The sequence below is a fragment of the Trinickia caryophylli genome, assembly GCF_034424545.1.
Taxonomy (GTDB): Bacteria; Pseudomonadota; Gammaproteobacteria; order Burkholderiales; family Burkholderiaceae; genus Trinickia; species Trinickia caryophylli.
The window spans coordinates 2,264,992-2,291,962 of sequence record NZ_CP139970.1 but is presented as its reverse complement, the minus strand read 5'-3'; the positions used below and the strand labels follow the sequence as shown (position 1 = coordinate 2,291,962).

Annotated in this window: 26 protein-coding genes; 10 read left to right on the top strand and 16 right to left on the bottom strand. The window is 66.4% G+C overall.

The genetic code is table 11. From position 1 onward, the window contains the following. Positions 1-6: 6 nt before the first annotated feature. The 3 genes from atpG to U0034_RS10255 all read left to right on the top strand — a co-directional run bounded on the left by atpG (position 7) and on the right by U0034_RS10255 (position 1,640). Positions 7-876 carry an ATP synthase F1 subunit gamma gene (atpG, locus tag U0034_RS10265; RefSeq protein ID WP_085228551.1) on the top strand — a complete coding sequence of 290 codons (870 nt, stop codon included), beginning with the start codon at positions 7-9 and terminating at the stop codon, positions 874-876. Between the two features lie 10 nt (positions 877-886). After that, a complete protein-coding gene (gene atpC / locus U0034_RS10260) occupies positions 887-1,324 on the top strand; it encodes an ATP synthase F1 subunit epsilon (RefSeq protein WP_085228362.1) in 438 nt (145 codons plus the stop codon). Positions 1,325-1,502: 178 nt separating this feature from the next. After that, positions 1,503-1,640, top strand: coding sequence for a glycine zipper 2TM domain-containing protein (locus U0034_RS10255; RefSeq protein WP_233212122.1), 138 nt, complete (start codon positions 1,503-1,505; stop codon positions 1,638-1,640). 99 nt (positions 1,641-1,739) lie between these two features. On the opposite strand, the gene U0034_RS10250 is transcribed toward U0034_RS10255, so the two are convergent. The 10 genes from U0034_RS10250 to U0034_RS10205 form a co-directional block, all read right to left on the bottom strand. After that, positions 1,740-2,870, bottom strand: coding sequence for a porin (locus tag U0034_RS10250; protein WP_085228360.1), 1,131 nt, complete (start codon positions 2,868-2,870; stop codon positions 1,740-1,742). Between the two features lie 229 nt (positions 2,871-3,099). Continuing rightward, positions 3,100-4,416, bottom strand: a complete 1,317-nt coding sequence (locus U0034_RS10245; protein ID WP_327196996.1) for a sulfate adenylyltransferase subunit 1 — start codon at positions 4,414-4,416, stop codon at positions 3,100-3,102. Between the two features lie 105 nt (positions 4,417-4,521). Beyond that, on the bottom strand, positions 4,522-5,475 hold the full coding sequence (gene cysD, locus U0034_RS10240) for a sulfate adenylyltransferase subunit CysD (RefSeq protein WP_143795520.1): 954 nt from the start codon (positions 5,473-5,475) through the stop codon (positions 4,522-4,524). Positions 5,476-5,534: 59 nt separating this feature from the next. Continuing rightward, positions 5,535-6,332: a sulfite exporter TauE/SafE family protein gene (locus U0034_RS10235; protein WP_158243595.1), complete on the bottom strand. Its 798-nt coding sequence runs from the start codon at positions 6,330-6,332 to the stop codon at positions 5,535-5,537. A 34-nt stretch (positions 6,333-6,366) separates the two neighbouring features. Beyond that, a complete protein-coding gene (locus U0034_RS10230; RefSeq protein WP_085230801.1) occupies positions 6,367-7,491 on the bottom strand; it encodes a sulfotransferase family protein in 1,125 nt (374 codons plus the stop codon). Between the two features lie 58 nt (positions 7,492-7,549). Continuing rightward, entirely contained in the window at positions 7,550-8,584 is a 1,035-nt protein-coding gene (locus tag U0034_RS10225) for a hypothetical protein (protein WP_085230802.1), read from the bottom strand. Beyond that, positions 8,568-9,251, bottom strand: coding sequence for an adenylyl-sulfate kinase (cysC, locus tag U0034_RS10220; protein WP_085230803.1), 684 nt, complete (start codon positions 9,249-9,251; stop codon positions 8,568-8,570). Before cysC ends, U0034_RS10225 begins: the two co-directional genes overlap by 17 nt. 184 nt (positions 9,252-9,435) lie before the next feature. Beyond that, the gene (locus U0034_RS10215; RefSeq protein WP_085230804.1) at positions 9,436-11,124 is read right to left on the bottom strand and encodes a methyl-accepting chemotaxis protein; all 1,689 of its coding nucleotides are present in this window, start codon (positions 11,122-11,124) and stop codon (positions 9,436-9,438) included. Positions 11,125-11,536: 412 nt separating this feature from the next. Further along, positions 11,537-11,704, bottom strand: coding sequence for a hypothetical protein (locus tag U0034_RS10210; protein ID WP_170151726.1), 168 nt, complete (start codon positions 11,702-11,704; stop codon positions 11,537-11,539). Positions 11,705-11,833: 129 nt separating this feature from the next. Next, positions 11,834-12,460 carry a LysE family translocator gene (locus tag U0034_RS10205; RefSeq protein WP_085230805.1) on the bottom strand — a complete coding sequence of 209 codons (627 nt, stop codon included), beginning with the start codon at positions 12,458-12,460 and terminating at the stop codon, positions 11,834-11,836. A 510-nt stretch (positions 12,461-12,970) separates the two neighbouring features. Between U0034_RS10205 and sap1 the strand changes: the two genes are divergently transcribed. Together sap1 and U0034_RS10195 are read left to right on the top strand one after the other, a co-directional pair. Continuing rightward, positions 12,971-13,315 (top strand): surface attachment protein Sap1, encoded by a 345-nt coding sequence (gene sap1 / locus U0034_RS10200; protein ID WP_085230806.1) that lies wholly within the window; start codon positions 12,971-12,973, stop codon positions 13,313-13,315. 288 nt (positions 13,316-13,603) lie between these two features. Beyond that, positions 13,604-14,158: a YaeQ family protein gene (locus U0034_RS10195; protein WP_085230807.1), complete on the top strand. Its 555-nt coding sequence runs from the start codon at positions 13,604-13,606 to the stop codon at positions 14,156-14,158. 69 nt (positions 14,159-14,227) lie between these two features. Here the strand turns inward: U0034_RS10195 and U0034_RS10190 are convergent, their stop codons facing one another. Next, positions 14,228-14,659, bottom strand: a complete 432-nt coding sequence (locus U0034_RS10190) for a VOC family protein (RefSeq protein WP_085230821.1) — start codon at positions 14,657-14,659, stop codon at positions 14,228-14,230. Between the two features lie 367 nt (positions 14,660-15,026). Between U0034_RS10190 and ada the strand changes: the two genes are divergently transcribed. The 4 genes from ada to U0034_RS10170 all read left to right on the top strand — a co-directional run bounded on the left by ada (position 15,027) and on the right by U0034_RS10170 (position 19,502). Then, positions 15,027-16,187, top strand: coding sequence for a bifunctional DNA-binding transcriptional regulator/O6-methylguanine-DNA methyltransferase Ada (gene ada / locus U0034_RS10185; RefSeq protein ID WP_085230808.1), 1,161 nt, complete (start codon positions 15,027-15,029; stop codon positions 16,185-16,187). Beyond that, complete coding sequence (locus U0034_RS10180; protein WP_085230809.1) at positions 16,184-17,110, top strand: DNA-3-methyladenine glycosylase family protein; 927 nt, start codon at positions 16,184-16,186, stop codon at positions 17,108-17,110. The genes ada and U0034_RS10180 overlap by 4 nt, the downstream gene beginning before the upstream one ends. A 171-nt stretch (positions 17,111-17,281) precedes the next feature. Further along, the gene (gene gshA, locus U0034_RS10175) at positions 17,282-18,898 is read left to right on the top strand and encodes a glutamate--cysteine ligase (protein WP_085230810.1); all 1,617 of its coding nucleotides are present in this window, start codon (positions 17,282-17,284) and stop codon (positions 18,896-18,898) included. Between the two features lie 175 nt (positions 18,899-19,073). Then, positions 19,074-19,502 (top strand): hypothetical protein, encoded by a 429-nt coding sequence (locus tag U0034_RS10170; RefSeq protein ID WP_085230811.1) that lies wholly within the window; start codon positions 19,074-19,076, stop codon positions 19,500-19,502. Positions 19,503-19,530: 28 nt separating this feature from the next. Here U0034_RS10170 and U0034_RS10165 read toward each other — a convergent pair whose 3' ends face one another. Beyond that, positions 19,531-21,105 (bottom strand): DHA2 family efflux MFS transporter permease subunit, encoded by a 1,575-nt coding sequence (locus U0034_RS10165; RefSeq protein WP_085230812.1) that lies wholly within the window; start codon positions 21,103-21,105, stop codon positions 19,531-19,533. 223 nt (positions 21,106-21,328) lie between these two features. Between U0034_RS10165 and U0034_RS10160 the strand changes: the two genes are divergently transcribed. Next, on the top strand, positions 21,329-22,834 hold the full coding sequence (locus tag U0034_RS10160) for an efflux transporter outer membrane subunit (protein ID WP_085230813.1): 1,506 nt from the start codon (positions 21,329-21,331) through the stop codon (positions 22,832-22,834). A 145-nt stretch (positions 22,835-22,979) separates the two neighbouring features. On the opposite strand, the gene U0034_RS10155 is transcribed toward U0034_RS10160, so the two are convergent. The 4 genes from U0034_RS10155 to gspK are packed head-to-tail and all read right to left on the bottom strand — an operon-like array spanning position 22,980 to position 26,970. Continuing rightward, positions 22,980-23,759, bottom strand: a complete 780-nt coding sequence (locus U0034_RS10155) for a type II secretion system protein N (protein ID WP_085230814.1) — start codon at positions 23,757-23,759, stop codon at positions 22,980-22,982. Between the two features lie 43 nt (positions 23,760-23,802). Next, positions 23,803-24,321, bottom strand: a complete 519-nt coding sequence (gene gspM, locus U0034_RS10150) for a type II secretion system protein GspM (protein WP_085230815.1) — start codon at positions 24,319-24,321, stop codon at positions 23,803-23,805. Then, on the bottom strand, positions 24,318-25,781 hold the full coding sequence (gspL, locus tag U0034_RS10145; RefSeq protein ID WP_085230816.1) for a type II secretion system protein GspL: 1,464 nt from the start codon (positions 25,779-25,781) through the stop codon (positions 24,318-24,320). The genes gspM and gspL overlap by 4 nt, the downstream gene beginning before the upstream one ends. Positions 25,782-25,806: 25 nt before the next feature. Beyond that, entirely contained in the window at positions 25,807-26,970 is a 1,164-nt protein-coding gene (gspK, locus tag U0034_RS10140; RefSeq protein WP_085230817.1) for a type II secretion system minor pseudopilin GspK, read from the bottom strand. Position 26,971 lies beyond the last annotated feature (1 nt).

Below are 26,971 nucleotides of genomic sequence, written 5' to 3'. Positions count from 1 at the left end.
TTGCATATGCATATTCGAGAAATACGCGCGAAGATGGAAAGTGTCGAGTCGACGCGCAAGATCACGCGCGCGATGGAAATGCTCTCGCGCACGAAGGTCGCGGCGGCACGGCGCCGCGCGAGCCGGTTCAGGCCCTACGCCGAGCACATGCGCACGCTCGCGCTGCGCATGCGCGATGCGAATCCCGAGTACGTCTCCCCATTTTTGCGCAAGCAATCGTCGACGCGCCGCATCGGCCTCATTGTCGTGAGCACCGATCGCGGGCTCTGCGGCCCGCTCAATAGCCACCTGCTGCTGCGATGTGCCGAAGCGATCGGTTCATGGCAAGCCGCGGGCATCGAGGCACAACTGAGCGTAGTGGGCGCACGCGGCGTCACGCCGCTTCTGCGATATGGCGCACATATCGCATCGCGCTGCGCGGCGCCATCCGACGAGCTGCATTTCGAATCCTTTTTCGGCGCCGTTTCCGTGCCGCTCGACGAATTCGTCGCCGGCAAACTCGACGAAGTTCATATCGCTTATAACCGGCTCGAAAGCGCAATCTCGTATCAGGCGCGAATCGACAAGATCCTTCCGATCGATGCGTTGCTCAACGACGGCGAAAGCGCCGTCGAGCCCGTGGCCGACTACCTCTACGAGCCCGATCCCAAATCGGTCGTGCAAACGCTGCTGCTGCGCTACGTCGAAGCGTTCGTCTATCAGGCCGTTGCCGAAAACAACGCGTGCGAGCAGTGCGCGCGCACGTTGGCCATGCGTGCCGCGACGGACAACGCCGAGCATTCGCTGCGCGATCTCAAGCGCCTCTATCAGAAAACGCGTCAGGCGAAGATCACCACCGAGCTGTGCGAGATCGTCTCCGGCGCGGCGGCCGTCTGAGAGCAGGCTCATGGCCCATCCATTCCATCTCGACATCATCAGCGTGGAAGACGAACTCTTCAGCGGCGAAGCGTCGCTCGTCGTGCTGCCGGGCGAAGCCGGCGAGCTCGGCATCTGCGCACACCATGCGTCGCTGCTCACGCGCATCAAGCCGGGGATGATCACGATTCACTCCGCGGGCGGCGAGGAACAACTGCGGCTTTTCGTTGCTGGCGGCGTCGTGGAAGTGTCGGGCAACCGCGTCACGGTGCTGGCGGACCACGCCGTGCGTACACCGGAGCTGGACGCAGCCAAGGCCGAAGATGCGCGGCGCGAAGCGCGAACACTGCGCACACGGCTCGGCGATACCGGCAAACAGCCGGGCTTCGATTTCGCCGCGGCCAAATCCGAACTGGTCGACGAACTGAGGCGCTTTTTCATGCTTGCATTACATAGGACGACGAAATGATTGCCGGCCGCCGCTGCGCCATGCGATCGCGCCTGGCGCGCGAAGGCTCGCCACAGGCGCGTTGGTATGTCTGGCATGGCCCTTGCGTTCGATGCGGTATGACTGGCGATGCGGAGGCTGCATCATGCGATTCATACGATTGAAGCGGATTGGGGTAGGGGCCACGGCGATCGTGGCGATGTTGCTTGCCGGCTGCACGCTAGGCGGTGCCGCGGTAGGCGGGTATGCGGGCAACAAGCTCACTCACGGCAGTACGGCGGGCACGGTGGGCGGTGCGGTTGCCGGCGGCATCGTGGGCTACGAACTGGGCAAATAAAGTCGCGCGGGTGAATAAAAAAAACGGGCGAGGAACGATCCTCGCCCTTATCAAAACCCTCATCGTGCCGCCTGGGGAAACCAGGCGGCCTGCGGCTCGTCAGAACTTGTGGCGGATGCCTACGCGGAATGCGAGCTGATTATCGGCGCCGGTACCGGACGTGCTGAAGTAGCTCGCGCTCGAACCGATCTGCGCCTGCACCGGCGTTGCACCGTTCTTGCCCGAAGCGATCTGATAGATGCCGAGCACATAGACGTCGGTGCGCTTGCTGAGCGCATAGTCGACGCTGGCATCCACCTGGTTCCAGTGGCCCTTGAACGCATCGGCGAGATGCATGTACGTGTAGCCGAGGCCCGCCGTGAGCGCCGGCGTGAAGGCGTACTTGCCGCCCGCCTCATAGGCGTCGAAACGCGTGGCCGAACCCGTGACCGGGGTCAAGCGCGTGTTCGTGTAGAGCGCCCAGAGCGTGGCCGGACCGAACGCATAACGGCCACCCAGGCCGAACGTGCGCAGTTCCTTGACGTTCGCGACCGATACGTTCGCCGCGCTCGTCGAGAAGCCGCCGGACGCCGGGAAGCGGATATCCGTGTAAGCGGCACCGACGCCGAACGGGCCGGCCGCGTAGTTGGCGCCGAAGCTGTAGGCGCGCGACGAGTTGCCGAGCGAGCCGGCGAACGCGCCTGCCTGGTTCGAGAAGCCGTACATCGCGCCGAAGGTCACGCCGGAGAAGTTCGCGCTCGTGAACTTGACCGAATTGTCGATACGGCTCGACGTCAGTTGATCGAGGTCATTGATGTGGTAGGCGTAATTGCCGGCCACCGTCTGACCGCCCGTCGAGTAGGGGCCGAGGAAGTCGGTCGAGAACGAGTATTGACGGCCCATCGTCAGCGAGCCGATACCGTCTTTCGAAAGACCGACGAACGCTTGACGGCCGAATTCGCGCGAGCCTTGGCCGAGCGTGCCGTTGCCGCTGTTGAAGCCGTTTTCGAGCACGAAGAGCGCCTTGAGGCCGCCACCGAGGTCTTCCGTGCCGCGCAGGCCCCAGCGGCTGCCCGATGCGATGCCGTCGTCGTACTTGACCAGCTTGTCCGAACCGCCCGCGGCGTTCTTGCTGTGGTTCACGTAGCTGACACCGGCGTCGATGAGCCCGTAGAGCGTGACGCTGCTTTGCGCGTGTGCAACTGCCCCGATGCTGCTCAGAACGGCAGCCACCAGAATTTTCTTATTCATAAATCGATGATATCCGTTGTTGTTGAAATGGACGGCCGCTTCGCGGACACGTCTATCGCGTCGTAATGCCGCGATGATTTGCAGTCAGATGATCGAGCACCTCGTTCGTCCAATGCGACGAGGGCTTTTTATCATTCGAATATGAATGTTTTGTAGCAGTGATATTGCCGCAGGCAAAGCGTGGGGTGCACGCAACACCCCACGCTTCGAGAGGAGGAGATGGAAGAGGTCAGGCGTCGTGGCAACGTATCATGCCGGCTGCGACCGTATGATGCGTGGCTTCGTCGATGAGCACGAACGCGCCCGTGCCCGGTTCGTCGTCGTATGCATCGCACACGAGCGGCTTTTGCAGCGTCAGCGCCACCCGCCCGATGTCGTTCATCCCCAGCTCGTGCCGCTCGCTCGTATGCGCCAGCGTGTGCACGTCCAGCACCTCCTTCACCGCGCCCACCCGCGCGAACACCGTCGTCGTCGTCTGCTTGAGCAGGTACTTGCGCTGCGTCGACAGCGGCTCCTCGTCGAACCAGCACAGGTCCGCCTCCAGCTTCTTCGCCGGCTGCGGCGCCTGCTCGGCCCGCACGAACATGTCCCCGCGCGATACGTCCACGTCCTCCTCCAGCCGGATCGTCACCGTCTGGCCCGCGAACGCGCTCGCCACCGCCGCCGTGCCGCCCACCACCGGCGCCACGATCTCCGCCACCGTCGCCGTGCGCCCCGCCGGCAGCACCGCCACCGTGTCGCCCACGCGCACCTCGCCCGCCTCCACGCGCCCCATGTAGCCGCGGAAGTCGTCCGCGCTCGCCCCGTCCTGGCGCGCCACCCACTGCACCGGAAAGCGCAGCGCCTCGCCCGCGCGCGTGCCCACCGGCAACTGCTCCAGCACGTCCAGCAGCGGCTCGCCCGCGTACCACGGCATGCGCTCGCTCGCCGTCACGATGTTGTCGCCCTTGAGCGCCGACACCGGCACGAAACGCACCTCCGAGAGCCCCAGCTGCTGCGCCAGCCGCACGTACGCGTCGCGGATCTCGTTGAAGCGCGCCTCGCTGTACTCCACCAGGTCCATCTTGTTGATCGCCACGATCACGTGCTGCAGCGCCAGCAGCTTCACGATCGCGCTGTGCCGCTTCGTCTGCGGCAGCAGCACCGCCTCGCCCGCCGCGTCGTACGTCACCCGCGTCGCGTCGATCAGGATGATCGCCGCGTGCGCCGTCGACGCCCCCGTCACCATGTTGCGCGTGTACTGCTCGTGCCCTGGCGTGTCCGCGATGATGAACTTGCGCTTGGCCGTCGCAAAGTACCGATACGCCACATCGATCGTGATGCCCTGCTCGCGCTCGGCCTCCAGCCCATCGGTCAGCAGCGACAAATCGATCTGCTCGCCCACCGTGCGCTTGTTCTTCGCGCGCGAGAGCGCCGAAAGCTGGTCCGACAGCACCGCCTTGCTGTCGTATAGCAGCCGCCCGATCAGCGTGCTCTTGCCATCGTCCACGCTGCCCGCCGTGATGAATCGCAGCACCCCGAGGTCCGCCGGTTCATGTGTGCTCATGTGTTACGCCCTTCGTATTCGCTTCGCCGCGCCCGCGCTCATGCCGGGCGTTCGATATGTCGATGTTGGATGGATGGCCGGATGCCGTTTGCGCCTGGCGCCCGCTCAGAAGTAGCCCTGCTTCTTGCGCTGCTCCATCGCCGCTTCCGAGGTCTGATCGTCCATGCGCGTCGCCCCGCGCTCCGTGATGTCCGTCACCGCCGTCTCCGCGATGATCTTCTCCACGTCGTCCGCGTCGCTCGACACTGGGCACGTGCAGCTGATGTCACCCACCGTGCGAAAGCGCACCAGCGCGCGCTCGCTCGTCTCGCCCTCGCGCAGCGGCGTGAGCGGCGTCACCGGCACCAGCAGCCCGTTGCGACGCACGATCTCGCGCTCGTGCGCGTAGTAGATCGGCGGCAGCTCCAGCCCTTCGCGCGCGATGTATTGCCACACGTCCAGCTCCGTCCAGTTCGAGATCGGAAACACCCGCAGGTGCTCGCCCGCGTGCAGCCGCGCGTTATAGAGGCTCCACAGCTCCGGGCGCTGCGCCTTCGGATCCCACTGCCCGAATTCGTCGCGAAACGAGAATATGCGCTCCTTCGCGCGCGCCTTTTCCTCGTCGCGCCGCGCCCCGCCGATCATCGCCGTGTAGCCGTGCTCCGCGATCGTCTCCAGCAGCGTCACCGCCTGCGCCGCGTTGCGCGAATCCGTCTCGCGCCTCAGCCGCACCGTGCCGCGCCTGATCGAATCTTCCACGTGCCCCACCACCAGCTGCGCGCCGATCTGCGCCGCGCGTCGGTCGCGAAAATCGATCACCTCCGGGTAGTTGTGCCCCGTGTCGATGTGCACCAGCGGAAACGGCAGCGACGTCTTGCGCGCCGCGCCCAGACCGAACGCCTTCAGCGCCAGGTGCAGCACCACCACCGAGTCCTTGCCGCCCGAAAACAGCAGCGCCGGCTTGCTGCACTCGGCAACGAGCTCGCGCAGAATGTAGATCGATTCCGCTTCCAGCCAGTCGAGGTGGTCCATGCGGGCGGGCACCTCGCCGAGCCGCGTGGCGATAACAGGGGTACTCATGGTTGCTCTCAGGTTCTTGGTCATTCGTAAAAGAAGGGTCCGATGTCACGCGCACGCGCTCAGGTCCGCACGGTACTACGGTAGGCGATATACGCCGAGATCGCGATCAACATGAGCGCGAAGAGCCGTCGCAGGGCCGGCCCCCGGCCGGAGAGCGACTTCGCGGCACGCATCCCCGCGGCACTGCCGAGAAGGCCGCCGGCAACGAGCGCCAGCGCGAGCGGCACGCTCACTTTTCCGGCTCGCGCATAGTTCAGGCCAGTGGTCGTGCTGAACGCCACGACCGAAACGAGCGACGACGCCACCGCCTGCAGCATCGGAATGCGCGCAATCAGATGCAGCGCGGGTACCGACAGGAATCCGCCGCTCACACCGAAAAAGCCGGACAAACCGCCCACCGCCACGCCGGCGCCTGCCGTCGCAAGCCCGCGCACCGGCGCCGCCGCGAGCTCGACCGCATCGGCAGCCGGTTGCCTGCGCGAGAACATCGTCACGCCGACCATCGCCACGAGCGCCGCGAGCAGCAACATGACGGCGGCGGCGTCGACGTGCAGCGACCACATCGATCCGACGAACGCACCGGTGACACCGGTGGCTGCAAAGGTCGCCCCGAAGCGCCAATGGACGAGCCCGGCACGCGCATAGCGCACGAGATTGACGATTGCCGTCAGCGCGATCGACACGGCCGTCGTGCCGATCGCGACATGCACGTCGCCCACTTTGACGACGTAAAGCAGCAGCGGCACGGCCAGCATACCGGCACCACCGCCGACGAGCCCGAGCGTGAATCCGATCGAGAGGCCGCACATGCCTGCCAACGCAAGCTGCTCGTGCAGCCAGGACAAGAGTAGGGTCATGGATGTTCCGCGAAGCGCCAGTGGCGGCGCCGCCTTAGTCGGTGACCTCGAACGGCTCGGCCAGTTCGTCGAGCCGCTGTACGCGCGCATCGGCCGGGCCACGTGCGGCGGCAACCTGCTCCATGCGTGCGCGTACGCTCGCGAGATACTCGGCTCGCTGCCGGCGCAGCACGAAGTCGCGGAAATTGCTGCGCTCCAGCGCATGCCAGGCTTCGGCTTTGCCGTCGTCCGAGCGGCGGCGCGCCGCCTCGTAGGCTGCCGCGTCGACGGGCGCATCGGCCGCCGTCGCCAGCTCGTAGCCGTAGCGGTGCATGTATGGTGCCGCCAGCGTCTCGATCGTCGCGATCTCGTCGCCCGACAGCTGCCGCTTGTACTTGTCGATGTTGGCGGGAATGGGCGCGAAGCAATTCGACGACCACAGCGCCGACATCTGCGAAATCTGGCGCGCCTCCTCCGAACGGGAGACGTCGAGCATCTGCGGCAGATAGTCGATCTCGAAGAACGCGCAGACCTTGCGCAGCGTCGCCTCCTGGTCCGACAGAAAATCCTCGTAGCGGATCGTCATCACGCGCTCGGCGTGCTTTGCCATCAGGGCGTCGGCCGCGCGCTGCGCCTCCACCCATGTGCGCGCGTTGAGCAGCGTATCGAAGTCGTGAATGATGGCCTTGTTCATCGAAGCGATCTGCGCACGCGGGTCGCGCACGACATTCAGAAAGCGCATGTCCGGAAAGAGACGCATCAGTTCGTCGGCGTAATGCACGCTGTCGAGCGACTTGTCCATGACGACGCGCGCGCCGCGCGCTTCGCCGGTGCGCAGCAGCAACTCCCAAACGATGCGATGCACGCTGCGCGGCTCGTGGCGGATCGCCTCGAAGATCTCGACGGGATCGAACACCACGCCGGGCCATTTCACCATGCTGACCGCCTGCAGGCCGACGATGTCGGCAACGAGCCGGAAATAGGCGTGATCGTCCTCGAGATCGCCGTAGAGCGGCACGATCGGCATGAAGTCGACGATATGTAGCGGGTACGGCGAATAAAACTGCGGGTTGAAATTGAGCCTCAGCCGCAGCGCGTGGGAGCCGCAGCGGCGCAGCGGAATCATCAGTACGGGTCTTGGCCGGCTGGCCTTGCCCTCGGAAGGTACGCTCGTGTTCATCGACAGGAGTCCTTTATATGACGTCTATTGATACGCGTGTGGTTGATGGACCGGCCTCTCACACCGGTCGCCGATACGTCGGGTCGCCGGCCCGCGTGAAATAAGAGAGAAATGCTTCGAAAAACGTCTCGCGCTCGTCGGCCGGCAGCCCGTTGATGCCGCCCGCGCCGCGTCTGCCGCCGCCCGATGCGAACCGCTCGCACAGCAGGTTGGCCGGATGCCCCTCGGGATCGGCGGAGCGCACGCTGACGGTGTAGCGCCCGCCCGGGCATTCGGTCAGGACTGCGAACGATCGATCCGGCTCGGCCGCGGCGAGCCGGTTCGCCAGCACGCCCGAGATACGCCGGGCCCAACAAGCATCGGGCAGCAAATAGATCGCGCCGCCGTCAAACGTGCGGTATGGCGCAATGGCCTCGATGCGGGCAACGTCCTCGCGATACCCATCGGCGAGCGCCGCATAGCATGGCGAACGCCTGACGAACTCGAGCGGCTCTTCATACGGGTGCAACTCGCGGTACAGCCGATCGGGTGCGACGTGAAGATCGCCGACCGTTTCGCCATACGCGTTGTAATTCAGCACGCGCCCGAGCAGCTCGAACGCGTCGATCTCGTCGGGCCTGCAGCCACCCTCGACAGCGAGCGCACGCGCGCGCACCTCGAGGTTGTCGCCGAACGCGGCGACGATGGCCCAGCGGCGAAAGCGCCCACTCAACTCCCGGTCGACGATGAGGCTCGTGCAGACATCGGGCGCATCGTCCCAGTAAAGACGCAGCCCGGGATGGGCGAATGCCTTGCGGGCCGAGTGATGATCGTAGTAGCGCACGTGCGCACCGGCGTCGAGCAGCGCGACGAGTGCCGCATGGTTCGTATCCAGCGAAACGTCGAACACCGATACGTCGATGCCGGCGCGCCGCGGTACCCGCTCGACGAGCGCGATGTCGCGCTTCACGCCCGTGACGAGCACCGCATCGAGTGGCTGGGCGAGGCGCAACTGGTGCAGCGCGCAAATGCCGTCGGCGTCGCCGTTGAAGACGTCGAAGGCCTGCGCATCCTGCGGCAGCGGCGCGCGCGTCTCTTCAGCGGCCGCCGTCATGGTCCCGTCCTTGCGAGCGTTCGGTCAGATAGGCATACAGATGCGCGGCGGCGCCGCCGCGCGGCATCGACGCCGTATCGACGGTGAGTGCCGGCGCGAGCGGCGGCTCATACGGCGACGACACGCCAGTAAAGCCTTCGATGTCGCCGCGCCGCGCCTTGAGGTAAAGCCCCTTCGGATCGCGCGATTCGCACACGGTGAGCGGCGTATTGACGTAGACCTCGACAAAGCGCGCTTCGCCGATGATGTCCTTCACGGCTGCGCGGTCTTCGCGAAAAGGCGAGACGAGCGAGGCGACGACAATAAGCCCCGCGTCGTTCATGAGCCGTGCCGCTTCCGCCGCGCGGCGCATGTTTTCGCGGCGATCGCGCTCGGAAAATCCGAGATCGCGGTTCAAGCCATGGCGCAGATTGTCGCCATCGAGCACCGCGCAGGGCTGCCGCTCGCCGATGAGCCGCTGCTCGAGTTCGTAGGCAATCGTCGATTTACCCGCGCCGCTCAGACCGGTCAGCCAAAAAGTCAGCGGCGCATAGCGGAAGAGCGTCGCACGCGCCTCGTTCGACACGCTCGTCGCATGCCAGTGAACATTGGCTGGACGCGTCTCGCCGCGCGCGCGCGCGGCGACGGGCTCGTCGGCCCGTGAGGAATCGAGCGCATTGCAGCTCATGGTGAGTGGCCCTCTCGTTGTTTTTGGGATATGACGACGATACACAGCATCGGCGGCGGCGGCTAGCCGCGCCGGCAATGCGCGCCACGCTCGAAAGCAAGGCGCGCCACCGGACAGACTCTGCGAAAGGCCGGTCCAGTCAGGGCCGGCCTTCTCCTTCTGTTACGGGCGCCGCCGCTCGCGCTTATGCGGGCTGAGCGTCGTGCGTCAGCAGCGGCTTGCCGAGGGCCGGCTCGGCGAGCCGGGGCACCGCGCCGCGGCGCGCGGGCGCCATCGCGCGAACCGGCGCGACGTCGAACTTCTGAGCGAGGCGGAATACGCCGACCGCTTGCACGAGAGAGGCCGTCTGCTCGCGCATGGACTCGGCCGCCGCTGCCGCTTCTTCGACGAGCGCGGCGTTTTGCTGAGTCACCTGATCCATTTGCGTGAGCGCCTGATTGATCTGCTCGATGCCTTGCGCCTGCTCTTCGCTCGCGCCCATGATCTCGCCCATGATGAGCGTCACGCGCTTGACGCTGTCCACGACTTCGCTCATGGTCGCGCCGGCTTCCTGCACGAGCTTGTTGCCGATTTCGACCTGTTCCACGGAGCCGCCGATGAGCGCCTTGATTTCCTTGGCCGCGGTCGCGGAGCGCTGCGCGAGGGAGCGCACTTCGCTCGCCACGACGGCGAACCCGCGGCCTTGCTCGCCGGCGCGCGCCGCCTCGACGGCCGCATTCAGCGCGAGAATGTTGGTCTGGAAGGCGATGCCGTCGATCACGCCGATGATCTCGACGATCTTTTGCGAGGCATCGTTGATCGAGCCCATCGTGCGCACGACTTCCGACACCACCGAGCCCGCGCGCTCGGAGACGCCCGAGGCGGAGGAGGCAAGCTCGTTAGCCTGGCGCGCATGCTCGGAATTGCGACGCACCGTGGCCGTGAGCTCCTCCATCGAGGCCGCCGTTTCCTCGAGCGAGGCGGCCTGCTGCTCCGTGCGCGACGACAAGTCGAGATTGCCGCTGGCGATCTGGTTGGCGGCCGTGGCAATGGCGCCGGTGCTGCGATGCACCTGGCCGACGATGTCGACGAGGCTTTCGCGCATCGTCTTCATCGCATGCATGAGGCTCGTACGGTCGCCGTCGCGGGCGACGACTTCGACGGTCAGATCGCCCGTGGCGACGCGATTCGCGGCATCGGCCGCATCGGCGGGTTCGCCGCCGAGCTGCTTGAGAATACCGCGGGTGATGAGCAGAGCCGAAACGATGCTCAGCACGAGCGCAAGCGTGGCCAGGCCGATGATCAGCGTGCGGCTCATCGAGTACATCTCCTTGGCCTCGGCGGTTTCGGCGTCGTTCTGCTTGCGCTCGAATTCACGAAGCTGACGCACCGCGCCCCACCATTTCGCCTGCACGGGACGCAGCTCGAAGCGCAGCAGATGATAGGCGGCTTGTTTCTGCCCCGAGAGCGCGAGTTCCTGCGCCTTCGTCATGAGCGGCAGGGAAAGCTCGCCTTGCTGACGAACCTGCTCGAGCAACGTGTGCTCCTCGGGCATCGTCTCCGTGCGTTGGAACATCGTGGCGAGTTTTGCGATCGATTCGTCATAGACCTTGGTTTCGCTGGCAAAGCGCTTCGTCTCGATCGCGACTTCGTCCTGCTGGTCGGCATCGAGCAGGATGATGTTGCGCAGGGCGAGCGCGCGATTGGAGATCGTCTGATCGAGGCGGCTCGCAAGGCCTGCCTCGACGGCGTTCACATCGGTGATGTCGATCATCGACGATTCGAGCTGCGCCATGCGCATGAGCGCGAAGCCGGTGACGATGATCAGCAGACAGGAGACGAGGCCAAAACCGATTCCAAGCCGGCTCGCCACCTTCATATGGGATAGATTCATCTCTTCTACTACCTTTTAAAAGTCCCCACGGAACACGCGGACCGGGACCAACTGCTCTCTCAGAGTCCGCGGGCGTGGCGGCCTTCCCCGGCCACAGGCAGGACTACGGCAAACGATTGCGCGCTCTTGAGGACGAGTCGTATCCATATGACGAAAATATCTTAGCCGTCGGCGGATCAAAACCCAGCTGGCGGGCTACGTCGGTCATGGACTACGCGCTTGTGGGCCGGCGACTACAAACACCGACAAATAGAAAAGGCAATGTAAGGTCCGGCGATGCGCGCAACGGGGGCGGAGCGGGCCAAGCCGGCGGGGGGCGAAAAAGCGCGGGGCAGAGAGGGCAGAGAGGGCAGACAGGACGAGAGGACGAGAGGACGAGAGGACGAGCGGCCGCGTATCGGGGATACCGGAATCAATGGCGATGCAACAGACTGCGCACGGGATGACGCCAGTCGATGCGCCGGCCGGCATCGCCTCGCGGTGCCTTGCGGCGCTCCTGCCAAAGCTCGTCCGAAAAAAGAAAGGCCACGATGAGCAAGGGGAGGACGAGGAATACGCCCAGAATCAAACGCTCGATCACGATGCGACTCCCGCGAACGCTGCGACGATGAGACTCATTGTAGGCATCGCAGGCGATCCGCGGGCGCCCGGATTCGCCCGGGCGTGGGCTGGCCCGCACGGGCTTGCCGGCAGGCGTGCGGCGTCCGGGTCAGTTGTTCGCCGACTTCCAGCTTACGGCGAGCACGCCGGCACCCACGAGCGCCGTGCCTCCGACCCGGTTGACGGCCCGCTGCACCGGGCGGCTGCGGATGGCGCGGCGCGCGCTCGAGGCGAGCACGGCATAGCCGAATGCATTGAGCGAGGCCAGGACGATGAAGGTCGCCTCCAGGATGACCGCCTGCGGCCAGATTGGTGCGTGCGGATTCATGAACTGCGGCACGAAGGCGACGAAGAACACGATGCTCTTCGGATTGAGCGTCGTGACCGCGTAGGCATGCGCGACGACCTTGCGCGTACGCGTTTCCGAGACGTCCGGGGCCTGCGGTTCCCTCACCGGCGCGCGCCAGAGCTTGATGCCCAGATAGACGAGATAGGCGGCGCCCACCCACTTGAGCGCCGTGAAGAGCGTTGCCGAGGCCGCGAGAACGGCCCCGAGGCCAAGCATCGACGCCGTCATCGACGTGAGGTCGCCGAGCGCGACGCCGGCGGTAGTGGCCAACGCATATCGCCGCCCGTGCCCGAGCGCATAGGAGACGACGAGCAGGACGGTGGGCCCGGGAATGACGATAACGATGGCCGATGCGATCGCAAACGGCAGCCACTGAGCAAAGGACATGCTTGCCTCCAGAGGAAAACCCGATTAATCCACGACCGCGGGCCGCCACGCAAGTATCTCGCGGGCCGAGACGTCGGGCCGCGCACGGGCATTCGCAAAACGGGAGGGGAAAGGCCCCAGGCACCGTTTTTATTCAGTAATCGAATGCGACATTGCGCGCGCCCCAATGCCAAAATCGACGATCGTGTGTGCGATGCACCAATTCCTGCTATTTTTAGTAAGCCACTTAAATGAAATACAGGGCGACCTGGAAAAATCCGTCTGGAAGGCTTATAAAATATGGGCGTGGCCAATGCGGCGATTTGCCGCGCAAGCCGGGTAGCCCCGCCTGTCAACCCAAGCGGCATGCCGCAGCCCTTCACCGGGAGGTGCGACAATTCGTCGCTTTTGCAAACGCACACAAAATGTGCTTGTGATTTTCCGCGCTTGTTCTAATGTCAAAGCCGTGGGTTTTCTATTGCCGTTAAGTGCATAGCTAAACCGAGTAGAAACCCGTATGGGAGACAGGACATGAGGAAACAAGTCGCGATGTTGGCGGCATTGGCCGTCGTTGCAGTGGCATCTTCGGTCGCTCAGGCGCAAGACACCGTACTTCGGCCCCAGCAGACCGTTCAATTCGTTTCCGGCGCCTACGGCTGTCTCAGCAAGGACAAGTTCGACGCCGCCTATCAGCACCATCAGAACGGCGAACAGCAAAAGATGCAGCAGTTTTTCGCCGGCTACGAGTGCCTGTCCACACCTGAGCATTCCGACTTCCGCGTGGTGCGCGTCGTTGGCCACGACGTCGAGTTCGTGAATGCGGGAAACGGCGACACGCAAGGCCTGTGGACGAACGACCGCTTCATTAAACAGTAACCGACCGGCCGCCCGTTGCCCCTTGTGCGAGGGGCAAGTAGCGGCACCGCTTGCGCACCGGCACAACGCGGCCCGGCAAACAGCCGGCCGCGTCTTCGTTTTATTTTCGCGCCGGCAGGCATGGCCCCCCCGCGCTCGGCGTTCCATTAGCCGACAAGACTTCGCGTCGCCCCGATCATTCGCTATCATCACGCGCCGGCCCTGAAGCCGGCGCGGTGTCGCATCGCTCCTCCCGCCTGCCGCGACGAGCGCTTTCCGGCCCGCCCCTTCGCCTTCATCCGGTGCCGTATGGCTCTCAAATCGACGATCTACAAAGCGGATCTCCAAATCGCCGACATGGACCGGCACTATTACGCCGACCATTCGCTGACCCTCGCTCGTCACCCGTCCGAGACGGACGAGCGCATGATGGTTCGCCTGCTCGCGTTCGCACTCAACGCCGGCGAGCGACTCGAGTTCTGCAAGGGGCTTTCCGACACCGACGAGCCCGATCTTTGGCAAAAGGACCTCACCGGCGCGATCGAAACCTGGATCGAGGTGGGCCAGCCCGACGAGCGGCGGCTGTCGAAAGCATGCGGGCGCGCCGCCCGCGTCATCGTGATCGCATACGGCGGCCGGACGTCGGCGCTCTGGTGGGAGGGCGTGCGCGGCAAGGCGGAACGGCTGCGCAACCTCACCGTTTGGACGCTCGCCGAGGGTACCGGCAGCGCGCTCGCGGCGCTCGCCGAACGCACGATGCGGCTGCAGGTCACGGTGCAGGACGGCGCCGCGTGGGTCGGCGGCGGCGAGGCGGAACCCGTCGCAGTGGAGTGGACGGTGCTCAAAGGCAACGGGGCGGCTTGAAGGCCGGAAGGCCCGAGCGTCCGGAAAGCCCGAACGCCCGAACCCGCGACGAAGCAGAGGACAACCGCTTCAGCCCGGTACCGATGTCTGCGCTGGCTCCTCCGGCGGCCCTTTCAACTCCACCATGTTGCCTTCGGGGTCGAAGAGATAGAGCGATCGCCCGAACCCGTCCGCGCCATAGCGTCGCCCCTCTTCGCCGAGGCGCACGCCACGCTCCGTGAGGTAGCTCGACAGCGCCTGAGCGTCGTACTGCTCGATCCGCAAGCAGAGGTGGTCCATGTTGCGGCCCGCTCCGGGCAGGCCGCTATCGGCGCGATCGAGCGGTCCGCCCACGGCCAGAAGGTCGATCAGCGCACGACCGGCCCGCAGCTGGACGAGCCCCAGCTCGGGCTGCTCCCGTTCGGGCACGCAACCGAGCACGTCGCAATAAAAGCGTTTCAAGGCGGTGGGGTCCGTCGTGCGAATGACGACATGATCGATGTCGCGAATGACCGGTTTCATCGGCGCGCCTCCGTCTTTGCCGCCCGCTGGGCGCGGGCCGCTCGCTCGAAGTGTAGGGCAGCCGGGCGGCCGCTGCCCGAAAGCGGACGATACGAAAACGACGGACAAAAAAAACCCGCTCAAGTTGAGCGGGTGAATCCATATCAGGAGGAGACATGGAGGAGACAAAACGAACTATATACGATTCGATGGTGCAATGCAATATGCCATTCGTCGGAAAATTCGGATTGAGTCGATCGGCCGCGCCTGATCGGGTTCGGTGCCCATCGATTACGGCACTCGATTACAGAGCAAGATCCGGCGCGCGAGCCGACGTCCGGGCGCGTACAGTAGGCTTGGTCAACCGAGAGCCAAACCGAGGAGCATCATGTCTTCCGCCTATACCACCGACGAAGCGCGCTGGCAGGCCGTTCGCGCTCACGACGCGCAGGCCGACGGCACCTTCTTTTACGCCGTGGTGACGACTGGCATCTTTTGCCGGCCGTCCTGCTCGTCGCGCCAACCCCGGCGCGAGAACGTCCGCTTTTTCGACACGCTGGATCAGGCGCGCACGGCCGGGTTTCGCGACTGCAAGCGCTGCCGCCCGGACAGCCTGCCACGCGATCTGGCCATCGTCGAGCGCGCCCGCGCGGCCCTCGACGCCGAGCCGCATGCCCGCATGACGCTCGCGCAGTTGAGCGACGCCGTGCACGTGAGCGCCTTTCATTTGCAGCGTCTTTTCACGCGCGTCATGGGCGTTTCGCCGCGGCAGTACCAAGCTGCCCGGCGCGGCGCGGCATTGCGCGACGCGCTGCAACGGGGCGAGCGGGTGACGCGCGCGGCCGTCGATGCCGGCTTCGGCTCGCCGTCGCGGCTTTACGAGAATGTCGCGAGCGAGCTCGGCATGACGCCGTCGGTCTACCGCGACAAGGGAGCCGGCTCGACCGTGCGCTTCGCCTGCGCCCCCACGGCACTCGGGCAGGTGCTGGTTGCCGCCACGAACACGGGCATCTGCCGCATCGCGTTCGGCGACGACGCGGCCACGCTCGTGGCCGAATTGCGTGGAGCACTCGCGAAGGCCGAGTTGCGCGAGGATACCGCGCACATCGCACCGTTCATCGCCCAGATCGAGGCTTACCTCGACGGGTCGCGCCAGCAGTTCGACTTGCCGCTCGACATCCCCGCCACGGCGTTTCGTCAACGTGTATGGGATGCGCTGCGGCGCATCCCCTATGGCGAGACGCGCAGCTATACCGACATTGCCGCCGCGCTCGGCACGCCGCGCGCGGTACGGGCAGTAGCCAGTGCCTGCGCATCGAACCCGGTCGCGCTTGCGATCCCGTGCCACCGGGTCGTACAAAAGGGCGGCGCGCTCGCGGGTTATCGCTGGGGGCTGCCGCGCAAGGCCGCGCTGCTGGCCGCCGAGTCCCGCCACAGCGGAACGGCTTCGCCGCGGACAACGGCCGGCGAAACATCGGGGGAAAGCGAAACCCGGGGCCGCGGTACAAGCCGCCAGCGCGACAAACACGCTCAACTGGACGACGCTTGAGCACGACCGCACGATTCGAGCTGCCGTTCAAGGCACCCTACGACTGGGCGCGGGTATTGCGCTTTCTCGCCGGCCGCGCAACGCCCGGCGTCGAATGCGTCGAGCAAGGCGCCTACCGCCGCGCCATCGACTGGCAGGGCGCGAGCGGCACGCTCGCCGTCGCACGGCATCCACGCAGGCGCTGCCTCGTCGTTACGGTCGACGGCGCCGTCGCACGGCATGCCGAGGCCCTCGCGCCACATCTGACCCTATTCTTCGACGTCGGCGCGGACGCTGCCCGCATCGGCGCTCATCTCGCGCGCGACCCATGGCTTGCGCCGCTCGTGGAACGCGCGCCGGGCCTGCGTGTGCCGGGCGCATGGTCCGCATTCGAACTCGTCGTGCGCGCCATCGTGGGCCAGCAAGTGAGCGTCAAAGCGGCGACGACGCTGATCGGCCGCCTCGTGACGCGTGCCGGCGCACGCATCGAGGAGCACCTCGATCCCGCCACCGCCTGGCGGTTTCCCACGCCGGCCGAGCTGGCGCAAGCCGACCTTTCGCAAATCGGCATGCCGGGCAAGCGTGTGGCCGCCTTGCAAGGCATGGCACACGCGGTCGCCTCGGGCGCCGTGCCGATCGACCGCGGTGCGGCGACGACCGGCGACGCCCAGACACTCGCGACCTTGCGCGAGGCATTGCTCGCGCTGCCCGGCATCGGCCCGTGGACAGTGGAGTACATCGCGATGCGGGCGTGGCGCGACGCGGACGCGTGGCCGTCGAGCGACCTCGTTCTGATGCAGTCGATCGTCGCGCGCGATGCCGCACTCGTGCGCCCGGCCGCGCAACGCGCGCGCACCGAGCCCTGGCGCCCCTGGCGTGCTTACGCCGCAATGCATCTGTGGAATGCCGTGGCCGACCAGGCGAACGGCGCGCGCGGAGGATAGGGGAAGGGTGCCGGAAAGCCGGCGCCACACCCGCCGGACGTAGGCGCCGGAGGCCCGCCGCCTGGGGCCGAGGCGGCCTCAAGCGCGCTTCACGGCGCGGTGTTAAAGTGCCCGCTACCCAAAAAATTGTGCCCGGGACTGCCGCCTTCCCCGCAAGCCGGGCCGGCTTCGATGTCAGATAACCAATCATCCCTTCATACCGAGACATTCGCACAGCGTTTGTCCGTGCTCACGTCGTCCGCGGCAGGCGATGTGCTCGCGCGCGGCCTGCGAGGCATCGAAAAGGAAAGTCTGCGCGTGACGCCCGACGGTTCGCTCGCAATGACGCCGCACCCGCGTGCGCTCGGCTCGGCGCTCACGCATCCGTCGTTGACCACCGACTATTCAGAGGCGCTGCTCGAGCTCATCACACCGGCCGAACACGAGAGCGCGCAAACGCTCGCGCGGCTCGACGAACTGCATCGCTTCGTTTATGCCGCGCTCGGCGACGAGCTGCTGTGGACCGATTCGATGCCGGGCCTGTTGCCCGAAGACGACGAGATTCCGATTGCCGAATACGGCACCTCGAACATCGGCCGTCTCAAGCATGTCTACCGCCACGGCCTGGCGCTGCGTTACGGGCGGACCATGCAATGCATCGCCGGCATCCATTACAACTACTCGCTGAACGAAGAAGCGTGGCGGCTCGTTCATGCCGCGGAGCCGTCCGCCGCGACGGCCGTGGATTTTCAGTCGGCGCGCTACTTCGGCCTGATCCGCAACTTCCGGCGCACGAGCTGGCTGCTCATGTACCTGTTCGGCGCGTCGCCCGTGATCGATGCGCGTTTCTTGCGCGGCCGCCCGCACGCGCTCGAGGCATTCGACGCAACAACGCTTTACCGGCCTTATGCGACGAGCCTGCGCATGAGCGATCTCGGCTACTCGAATACGACGGCGCAGGCCGCATTGCGACCCGACTACGATACGCTCGCCGGTTATCTCGACGCCCTCTCGCGCGCGGTCAGCGAGCCGTACGCGCCCTATGAAAAAATCGGTACGCACCGCAACGGCGAGTGGGTGCAGATCAACACGAACGTTTTGCAGATCGAAAACGAGTTTTACTCGACCATCCGGCCGAAGCGTGTCGCGCGCTCGGGCGAGCGCCCGCTGCACGCGCTCTCGACGCGCGGCGTCCAGTACGTCGAAGTGCGCTGCCTCGACATCGACCCATTCGAGCCATCCGGCATTTCGCTCGAGACGGCGCGCTTTCTCGATGCGTACCTGCTCGTGTGCGCACTCGACAACAGCCCGCCAATGCCGGCCGAGGCCCATGCCGAGGCGAATGCGAATTTCGGCCGCGTTACGCTCGAAGGCCGCAAGCCGGGCCTCGCGCTGACGCGCGAAGGCCGCGACGTGCCACTCGCGCAGTGGGCCGAGGAACTGCTCGCCAAGACCCGCGTGGCCGCGCAGGCACTCGACGCGTTGGCGGGGGGCGACGCTCACGTGCGCGCCGTCGATGCGCAACGGGCGAAGCTCGCCGATCCCGAGTCCACCCCATCGGCCCGAGTCTTGCGCACGATGCGAGAGCGCGGGCAGGGCTTCCTCGAATTCGGCCTCGCGCAGAGCCGGTCCCACGCCGCGTACTTTCGCGCGCACCCGCTCGATGCCGAGGCGGCGAGCGCCGCGCTCGAGCTGGCCGCCCGGTCGCTCGAGGAGCAGGCACAGCTCGAACGCAGCGAGGAACCCGGCTCGTTCGATGCCTTCGTCACGGCATTTCGCGGCTACACGCTCGATCGCTTCAGCGTCTGAGGCGGGGTACTGGCCAGCGCGGTCGACGCGCGGGAGCCTCGCCTGCATTCGATGCGGGCGGGACGCTGGCGCGCGCTCCCGATATGAATGAACCACGCGAACGAACCATGCGAACGAATTCGGGCTGCGCACGATCGAATCTCTTTCGAATCGGATAACCGGGGAGGGCGCTGCAATGAACAGGACGCTGTCGATGCTGGCCGTGGCATGCCTGGCCGGGTGTGCGACGAAGAATCATGTGAGCCCGGAAACGATGCAGATCGCCACGGCGCCGCTCGTCTGTACGAACGCCGGCGAATGCGCGCGCTGGTGGTCACGCGCGCACGATTGGGTCGTAGGACATAGCGCCTACGCCTTGCAGACATCGACCGATTCCTTGATCGCGACCGCCGGCCCCGACGGCGGCAGCGCCGCGCTCGCCTATCAGATCACGCGCACGCAGAACGCGGACGGGTCGTCGACGATCGGCTTCGCAGCCCACTGCGACAGCATGATCGGTTGCCGGCCCGATCCGTGGAAAGCGGGTGCCGCCTTCAAGCAGTTCGTCAAAACGGGCGTCGAGCCGCCGGCACAGCCAACGACAGGCGCACCGCCGCCGCAATGAGAACGGCGCGCAACGCGGCCTGGCCGTGTCAATGCCCCATCGCCGCCCCGGCGCCGCGCCGCGGCTTGGTGGTCCAGACGGCGACGGCGAGCACGGCGAATGCGACGCACGAAATCCGGAAGAAATCGTTCGTCGCCATCATGTATCCCTGCTGCGTCACCAACTGATTGATTTGCGCACGAGCCAGATCGCCGGCGAGCCCGAGCGTGCCAAGCGCGTCGTTGTAAGCCTGCGTGCTCTGGGAGTAGGTGCTCACCGATTCCGTCAACACCGCGTGGTGGTAAATCGCGTCGTTTTCCCAGTACGTCGTGCTGATGGCCGTGCCGATCGCACCGGCGAGCGTGCGCAGAAAATTCGAGAGGCCCGACGCGCTGGCAAGCCGCTCGTCTGGAATGCTCGATAGCGTGATCGTCGTCATCGGCACGAAGAAGCAGGCCACGCCGATACCCTGAACGATGCGCGGCAGGATGACATGGCCGAACGGCACGTCGAGCGTGAACGTCGCATTCCAGAGCGACACGCCGGCGAAGACGATGAACGCGAAGCTCGCCACCATCCGCAAATCGAGCCGGTGCAGATTGCGGCCGATGATCGGCGACAACACGAGCGCGAGCAGGCCGACCGGTGCCGTCGCCAGACCTGCGAGCCCCGCGGTATAGCCCATGACGGTCTGCAGCCAGAGCGGGAAGATCACGACCGAGCCGAAAAAGGCCATGAAGCCGAAGAAGATGATGAGCGCGCCGAGCGCGAAGTTGCGGTTCGAGAAGAGCGTCAGATCGACGATGGGCGTGCGCTCCGTCAGCTCCCATGCGAGCAGGAACGTCAGCGCGACGGTTGCGATCAGGGCGAGCGTGACGATGAACGTCGAGCCGAACCAGTCGCGGTCCTTGCCGAGGTCGAGCATCATCTGCAGGCTTCCCACACCCACGATCAGAAGCGCGAGGCCGACGGCGTCGATGCGCTGTGTCGCCGTGGCGGTCTCGTGTCCACGCAGCAGGAAATAAGCCGACGCCGCGGAGAGCATCCCGATCGGCAGATTGATGTAAAAGATCCACGGCCACGTATAGTTGTCCGTGATCCAGCCGCCCATGACGGGGCCGAAGATCGGCGCGACGATCACGGTCATCGCCCACAGGCCCAATGCGAGCCCGCGCTTTTGCAGCGGGTAGCTGCGCATGAGGATCGTCTGCGAGAGCGGAACCATCGGGCCCGACACGAGCCCCTGCAGGAGGCGGAACGCGATCAGCGATTCGAAGTTCGCGGCCAGTCCGCACAGCGCCGATGCAATCGTGAACGCGAGCACGGAGAAGGTGAAGAGGCGCACCTCGCCGACGCGCCGGGCCAGCCAGCCCGTGAGCGGCACGGCAATGGCGGCCGCGACCGAGTAGGACGAAATGACCCAGGTACCGTCGGTCGTCGCCACGCCGAGGCTGCCCGAAATCGTCGGCACGGCCACGTTGGCGATCGAGGTGTCGAGCACCTCCATGAACGTGCCGAACGCCAGCCCGACGGTCAGCAACGCGAGCCGCGCACCCTGCAGCGGGGCCGGTGGCGAATCACCCGGCGCATGCTGTGGGTTCGTCGTCGATGCCGCTTCTGTCATCGGTCCTCCTTCCTTCGTACCGTCGTTCTATGCTCTTGCTTTGGCGGTGTGCGCCCACGTTGACGCGCACTATCGCCGCAAATAATTGCACTGTCAATATTTTATTAGGCAAGTGTTTCGTCCAGTGCTTTCCTCGAGTGGCGGCGGCGGGTTGTAATTACCGGTAACCAGCCGGCGGGTCCGCTGCGCTACCATCGCCGCATCGCACGTTCTCTTCGCCCCGATGTCTCACCGAATCCCGATGCCGCGCCGCGCGCCGGCTGCCGCCACCGCCGCGCTCGTGCTGAGCCTTCTCGCCGGCTGCGCGGTCGGCCCGGACTACCAGCGCCCCAGTGCCGCCGTGCCCGCGTCCTACAAGGAAGCGCCGCCCGGATGGAAGGTAGCCCAGCCGGCCGATCGCGCCGATCGCGGCCCGTGGTGGTCGATCTACGAGGACGCACGGCTCGACGCGCTGATGACGAAGCTCGATACGGCCAACCAGTCGGTCGCCCAGTTCGCCGCGGCCTATCGGCAGGCGCATGCCCTCGTGGCCGAAGCGCGCGCCGCCTATTTCCCCACGCTCGGTCTGTCCGGCAGCGCCACGCGTTCGGGCCAGCGCCTGTCGAGCTCGTCGGGTTCGAGCACGTTCGGCAGCACGACGTCGCGCGTATCGAATTCGTTCAGCACGTCGCTCGACGCATCGTGGGAGCCCGACCTCTGGGGCAAGGTGAGCCGCACCGTCAGCGCCGAGCGCGCGGCGGAGCAGGGTGCAGCGGCCGATCTCGCGAATGCGCGCCTGTCGGCGCAGGCCACGCTCGCACAAACCTACTTCCAGCTGCGCGCGCTCGATTCGATGCAAAAACTGCTGGACGACACGGTCAAAGCGTTCGAGGAGGCACTCCGGCTCACGCAGAACCAATACGCGCAAGGCGTGGCCGCGCGAGCGGACGTGATCCAGGCACAAACGCAGCTCCAATCGGCTCAGGCCACGGCCATCGACAACGGCGTGGCGCGCGCGCAGGACGAGCATGCGATTGCCGTGCTCGTCGGGGAACCGGCATCCACCTTTTCGATCCCACCCACGCCGCTCGAAGCCGAGCCCCCCGAAGTGCCGCTCGAGCTGCCCACCGCGCTCCTCGAGCGCCGGCCCGATATTGCGTCGGCCGAGCGCAAGACGGCCGCCGCCAACGAGCAGATCGGCGTGGCGATCGCCGCCTATTTCCCGTCGCTCACGCTCTCCGCACAAGGCGGCTTCCAAAGCTCCGTCCTTTCGAATCTGCTCCAGTTGCCGTCGCGCTTCTGGTCCGTCGGACCGTCGCTTGCGGCAACGCTTTTCGATGCCGGCCTGCGCCGCGCGCAGACCGAGGCCGCGCGTGCGGCCTACGATCAGCAGGTTGCCACCTACCGGCAGACGGTTCTCACGGCGTTCCAGGAAGTCGAAGACAATCTCGCGTCGCAGCGCATCCTGGCGCGCGAGATCATTGTGCAGCGCGAAGCCGTGGCCTCGGCGAAGCAGGCACTCGCTATCGTCACGAACCAATACAAGGCAGGCACCGTCGGCTACGTCAGCGTGCTCACCGCGCAAACCACCGCGTTCTCGGCCGAGCAAAAACTGGCAACGCTGGCGGGGCAGCGCATGGTGTCGTCGGTCGGGCTCGTGAAAGCGCTCGGCGGCGGGTGGAGCGTGGCCGCCGGCGCGGCCGACACCGCCTCGGCCACGGGCGTGGCGGCAGGCTCGGCCGCGCGCTGAGAGAGCGCCACGCGGCGGAGTAGCGCCGCTGCGCTCCATCGCCGTAAAGCACCGTGGCCGAGCAGGGCTACCGGGCACGGCTGTGGAGCGCAACCGCCACGCCCGGCCCCAAAAGCAAGCCGCCGCGCACCCACCGCCGCTTTGCTCAGCGCACGAAGTTGAGCGCGACCGCGCCTGTGCCGACGGGCTGACCGAGGAGTGCCAGCAGCCCGCCGAGCGTCGCGCGCGCCTCGGGCGCCGCTGTCGCCTCTCCGTGAAAAGAAACGCCCCCCCGCGCGACGGTGCCATGCCCGCTCAGCAGGAGCGGGCCCTTGAGCGTCGAGAGATCGATGGTCGCAGTCGCCCCCTGAGCCTGGTAGACGACGCGATACGAGCCGAGCGGCTTCACCGTGGACACGCGCGAACTCATATCGTCGAGCGTGACAGCGATCTGCCCGAACGTCCCGTTGCGAAAGAGGTGCCATTGCGTCCATTTCACACGCACGTCGCCTTGCAGGTCGAGCGTATTGAACGGGGCGCCGAGGCCCGCGAGCAGCGCGGCAGGGACCACGATGTCGCCCGGAGACAGCGTTGCGCCGCCGAGCGACGCATCGATGGTTACCGGCTGCGGCATGGCCTCGCTGTGCCGCATGTTCATGCGGACCTTCCCCGCCAACAGCGGCCAGAACGCCGTCCGCCATTCGATGCGGCCGGGCAGGACCGTCGCCGCCGCCTGATCCGGCCCGGCGGCGAACATCAGCGTGGCCGAGCCATGCCAAAGCGAGCCCGAAGGGTCGATCAGGTTGACGTGGCCCTGCGTGAGCCTGGCGAACTGCGGCGTAACCCATGCGGCCGGCAACAGCGCGAGCACGACGATGCCGCACGAGACGGCGGCAACCGCCAGCCAAGGCAGCGCGGCGAGCCCCCGTCGCATCCAGATTCTCATGAGCAGTTCCTTCTCGGGGCAACGATGCGCGCCGATCGCCCGCTCATCGCGGCGACGCCCCGGCGAGCGACGGCCGCAGCGACGCGCTCACGTCCACTTGGCCGTCCGCCTTGAGTGCCGTCGCGTGCGCTTCCGATACCTGCACCTTGAATTGCCGGCGCGCGTCGTCGAGCCACATCGTCCAGGCGGGAAACGACGCGTTTTTCAGGTCGATGCGCACGGCGTCACCCGTCAACTGCACTTGCGGCGCTGCGAACCCGTCTTGCGTGAGCGATGCCAGCAGCGCTTCCTTGAGCGCGTTGCCGGTCGGCGCGGCGCCCTGTGCCGCCGCGGCCAGCGAGCGGGCCTCGTCGGCTTCGGCGGTCATCTGCGCGAGCTGCCGCTGCATGGCCGGCAACGTTTCACGCAACTCGGCGCGCCCTTGCTGCGCCGGCGCCCAAAGCATGGAGTAGACGATCACGGCACCGACGATCGCCCCGCCCCAAGTCAGCAGCACCTTTTCGCGCGGCGTGCGAGCGCCCCAAAAACCGCCCCAGGCCTCGACCGCGGTTGTCATTTTCATTGTCCGCTCCGGTTTCTGACCACCCATTTGCCCGAGTTCGTATCGAGTTCGCCCGTCAGCCCGTTTTGCGCGAGCCGCTTCGTGAAATCGGGATCCGCCGTCACTTGTGGCTTGAACGTCAGCTCGAGCCGGCGGTCGTGATAGTCGAGCGCCGCAACGCCGTTCACGGGCAGCGGCCCGAACGAGGAGGCGAGTCGCGCGGCCAACGACAGATAGTCGTCAGGCGAAAGCTGGCCCGCCGCCAGCCGCAGCCGTTCGAGCTGGGTGCGCATCTGCGCGGGCGGATCGAGCACGACGGCCGTCTTGGGGAAAGCGTTGAGCAGCAACTCCGTCATCTGCGCATTGAGCGCGTCGCGTTCGCGCGCCAGCATGAGCCATTGGATGTTCGCGCCGACAACCGCCACGACGAGCGATGCGACGACGAGCGCGATCGGGACACGCAGGCGCCGCAGCGTCGCACGATCGAGCCGCCAGGGCCGGGACTCGAACTCGAACTGGCACAAATCGAAGCGGCAATCGAGCGCCGCGTGCGCGAGCGTCTCGAACGCCAGCGCGCGCACATCGGCCGCGGCTCCCACGTATGCGCCGTACGGCGACGCGGCGGGCTCGATGCCGGGTTCGCCGGCAGGTACGTCGGTCAACTCGTAAAGCGGGAACGGCGAGCCGCCCGCCAATGCCGAAAGCGTGGGGCCAAGCATCGGCACCGGTACGGCGAACCCCTCGCCGAGCAACCCGCGCGCAATCGCCACTTCCACACGCGGCTCGGAGGTCACGAGCACCGTACCCGCTTCGCCCGGAATCGTTTCCGATGCATCGACCACCGCGCCCAACAGTGCCACCACGGGCGGCACGGCCACGGGCGCGCCCGTCGTCGCCTGGTCCGCACCGCCGCCGCGCCCTGCATTCGACGATTGGCCAGTCGATTCGTCAGTCGATTCGCCGAGCGCTTCGGCTTGCGCCTCGGCAGCCGCGGCGAGCGCCTCGACCGGCGACTCGACCGCCTCAGGCTGTTCTTGAGCGCCCGCGGGCAAGCAGCGTGTGACAGGCACCGCGCGCAAGTTTCGATGTCCCGCCGCGACAAACGCTTCGACGACGAAGCGGAACCAGCCGCGATCGACCACGGCCAGCACGCGGGAGCCGTCGGCCAACGGCTGCGGATCGAGTGCGATATGGCAGGTCTGCGCGTCCTGAATCAATTGATCCTCGACGACGTTCGGCAACGCCTGCCTGAGCCGCGGCCCCTTGAGCGGGGGCAGCGTGGCGGCGAGCATGAGAACGTCGCGCGCCGGAACGATCAGGACGGTGGCGGCCGCGCGCGGCAGGAACGCCAGCGAACCCCGGCCCGCGCGCTCTTTCCTGCCGCGCTTGTCGAGCAGCAAAAAGGGCATGTCGGGCAGTTGCCACTCCTGCGAGGGCGCCGCCGGGTCACGCGGGGGCAAAAAGACGATCAACGTGCTCAAAGGCCCTGTTCTCCTCGTTGTTGGCTCATGGCTGATCGCTCACGCGCACGACGCGCGTAGAGTGCGTGAGCGGATCGCGGTAGACGAGCGTCGTGCGGTCCACCTGAGCGCGCTCGTGCTCCACGTGGCCATGTACGAAAAAATAGCTCGTCGTCACGTCCATGGGAATCTGGCCGTTCGTGCCGGTGGCCGAAACCAGGGTTCCGGCAGCGCGCAGCGCCAGTTCGACATCGCCGCTGTTGCGAAAAAATACCGTTTGCCGCCTCGATACGAGCGCCTGCGCGCTCGCCACCGACATGCCCGGGACGATCGCCGCGATGACCTCGGCCCGCGCCGTATTCATGTTGACGGGCGTCTGCGTCGGCAGGAAAGTCACGAAAGGGCGCAGCCGCTCGACTATCTCCGGCGTGAACCCCGGCACGTTCAAAAGCGAATCCACGTCGATCAATTGCAGCGGCGCGGCACCGGCGTTGTCGTCGGGCGCGCCGTCGAGCCCCGGATCGTCCGTGAAGTTCTCGCCGCCCGCCGCGCCGCCCGGCGGCGGGGGCGGCTGGTTGCCGAGTTGGCTCGCGGGCGTCTGGAAGCGCGTGGCCGACTGCATCAGCGACGCGCGAACGTAGAGCGCCGTCTTTGACGCGAGCGGCCCGCTCAAGCCGAGCGACTGCAGCAGCCGCTGGAACGCGAGCAATTGCATCGCGTCCACCCGCAGCTTGCCCGGCGCCGGCACCGAAACGAGATTGCGCAGGTTGAACTTGCCTTGCGCATCCTCGATCCAGCCGGACACGTATGTATGCTCGCCCTGATCCGCCTGCCCCACGCCGATCTTGCCGAGGAAATCGGACAGGCGCGTCCTCGCGATCGGCACGGCCCACACGCCGCCCAGATAGGTGACCGTCGGCGACGCATCGGCCTCGGCGCGCAAGATGAGCCGCGTCCAGTCGAGCGCGCCGCGCGCGACCCATTGCGCCTGCGCGAGCAGCCGCTGATTCTCGATGCGCCGGATCTGCACCTGTTGCCGCCAAAGTATGCCCGCAACCAGTATCGCCGCGAGCGATGCAACGAACAGTGCGCTGATGATCGCGGCGCCGCGCTCACGGCGCGAACGCGGGACCGGCCGGCCTGTGCCGCGGCGGCCGATACGCCCCAAAACTGCGGAGTGCCGGGAAAACGCTCGATTGCGCGCGCTCATC

Excerpts from the sequence above, each read along its gene's own strand:
- atpG (WP_085228551.1), top strand. The coding sequence starts at position 7 with ATGCATATTCGAGAAATACGCGCGAAGATGGAAAGTGTCGAGTCGACG.
- atpC (WP_085228362.1), top strand. The coding sequence starts at position 887 with ATGGCCCATCCATTCCATCTCGACATCATCAGCGTGGAAGACGAACTC.
- U0034_RS10255 (WP_233212122.1), top strand. The coding sequence starts at position 1,503 with ATGTTGCTTGCCGGCTGCACGCTAGGCGGTGCCGCGGTAGGCGGGTAT.
- U0034_RS10250 (WP_085228360.1), bottom strand. The coding sequence starts at position 2,870 with ATGAATAAGAAAATTCTGGTGGCTGCCGTTCTGAGCAGCATCGGGGCA.
- U0034_RS10245 (WP_327196996.1), bottom strand. The coding sequence starts at position 4,416 with ATGAGCACACATGAACCGGCGGACCTCGGGGTGCTGCGATTCATCACG.
- cysD (WP_143795520.1), bottom strand. The coding sequence starts at position 5,475 with ATGAGTACCCCTGTTATCGCCACGCGGCTCGGCGAGGTGCCCGCCCGC.
- U0034_RS10235 (WP_158243595.1), bottom strand. The coding sequence starts at position 6,332 with ATGACCCTACTCTTGTCCTGGCTGCACGAGCAGCTTGCGTTGGCAGGC.
- U0034_RS10230 (WP_085230801.1), bottom strand. The coding sequence starts at position 7,491 with ATGAACACGAGCGTACCTTCCGAGGGCAAGGCCAGCCGGCCAAGACCC.
- U0034_RS10225 (WP_085230802.1), bottom strand. The coding sequence starts at position 8,584 with ATGACGGCGGCCGCTGAAGAGACGCGCGCGCCGCTGCCGCAGGATGCG.
- cysC (WP_085230803.1), bottom strand. The coding sequence starts at position 9,251 with ATGAGCTGCAATGCGCTCGATTCCTCACGGGCCGACGAGCCCGTCGCC.
- U0034_RS10215 (WP_085230804.1), bottom strand. The coding sequence starts at position 11,124 with ATGAATCTATCCCATATGAAGGTGGCGAGCCGGCTTGGAATCGGTTTT.
- U0034_RS10205 (WP_085230805.1), bottom strand. The coding sequence starts at position 12,460 with ATGTCCTTTGCTCAGTGGCTGCCGTTTGCGATCGCATCGGCCATCGTT.
- sap1 (WP_085230806.1), top strand. The coding sequence starts at position 12,971 with ATGAGGAAACAAGTCGCGATGTTGGCGGCATTGGCCGTCGTTGCAGTG.
- U0034_RS10195 (WP_085230807.1), top strand. The coding sequence starts at position 13,604 with ATGGCTCTCAAATCGACGATCTACAAAGCGGATCTCCAAATCGCCGAC.
- U0034_RS10190 (WP_085230821.1), bottom strand. The coding sequence starts at position 14,659 with ATGAAACCGGTCATTCGCGACATCGATCATGTCGTCATTCGCACGACG.
- ada (WP_085230808.1), top strand. The coding sequence starts at position 15,027 with ATGTCTTCCGCCTATACCACCGACGAAGCGCGCTGGCAGGCCGTTCGC.
- gshA (WP_085230810.1), top strand. The coding sequence starts at position 17,282 with ATGTCAGATAACCAATCATCCCTTCATACCGAGACATTCGCACAGCGT.
- U0034_RS10170 (WP_085230811.1), top strand. The coding sequence starts at position 19,074 with ATGAACAGGACGCTGTCGATGCTGGCCGTGGCATGCCTGGCCGGGTGT.
- U0034_RS10165 (WP_085230812.1), bottom strand. The coding sequence starts at position 21,105 with ATGACAGAAGCGGCATCGACGACGAACCCACAGCATGCGCCGGGTGAT.
- U0034_RS10160 (WP_085230813.1), top strand. The coding sequence starts at position 21,329 with ATGTCTCACCGAATCCCGATGCCGCGCCGCGCGCCGGCTGCCGCCACC.
- U0034_RS10155 (WP_085230814.1), bottom strand. The coding sequence starts at position 23,759 with ATGAGAATCTGGATGCGACGGGGGCTCGCCGCGCTGCCTTGGCTGGCG.
- gspM (WP_085230815.1), bottom strand. The coding sequence starts at position 24,321 with ATGAAAATGACAACCGCGGTCGAGGCCTGGGGCGGTTTTTGGGGCGCT.
- gspK (WP_085230817.1), bottom strand. The coding sequence starts at position 26,970 with ATGAGCGCGCGCAATCGAGCGTTTTCCCGGCACTCCGCAGTTTTGGGG.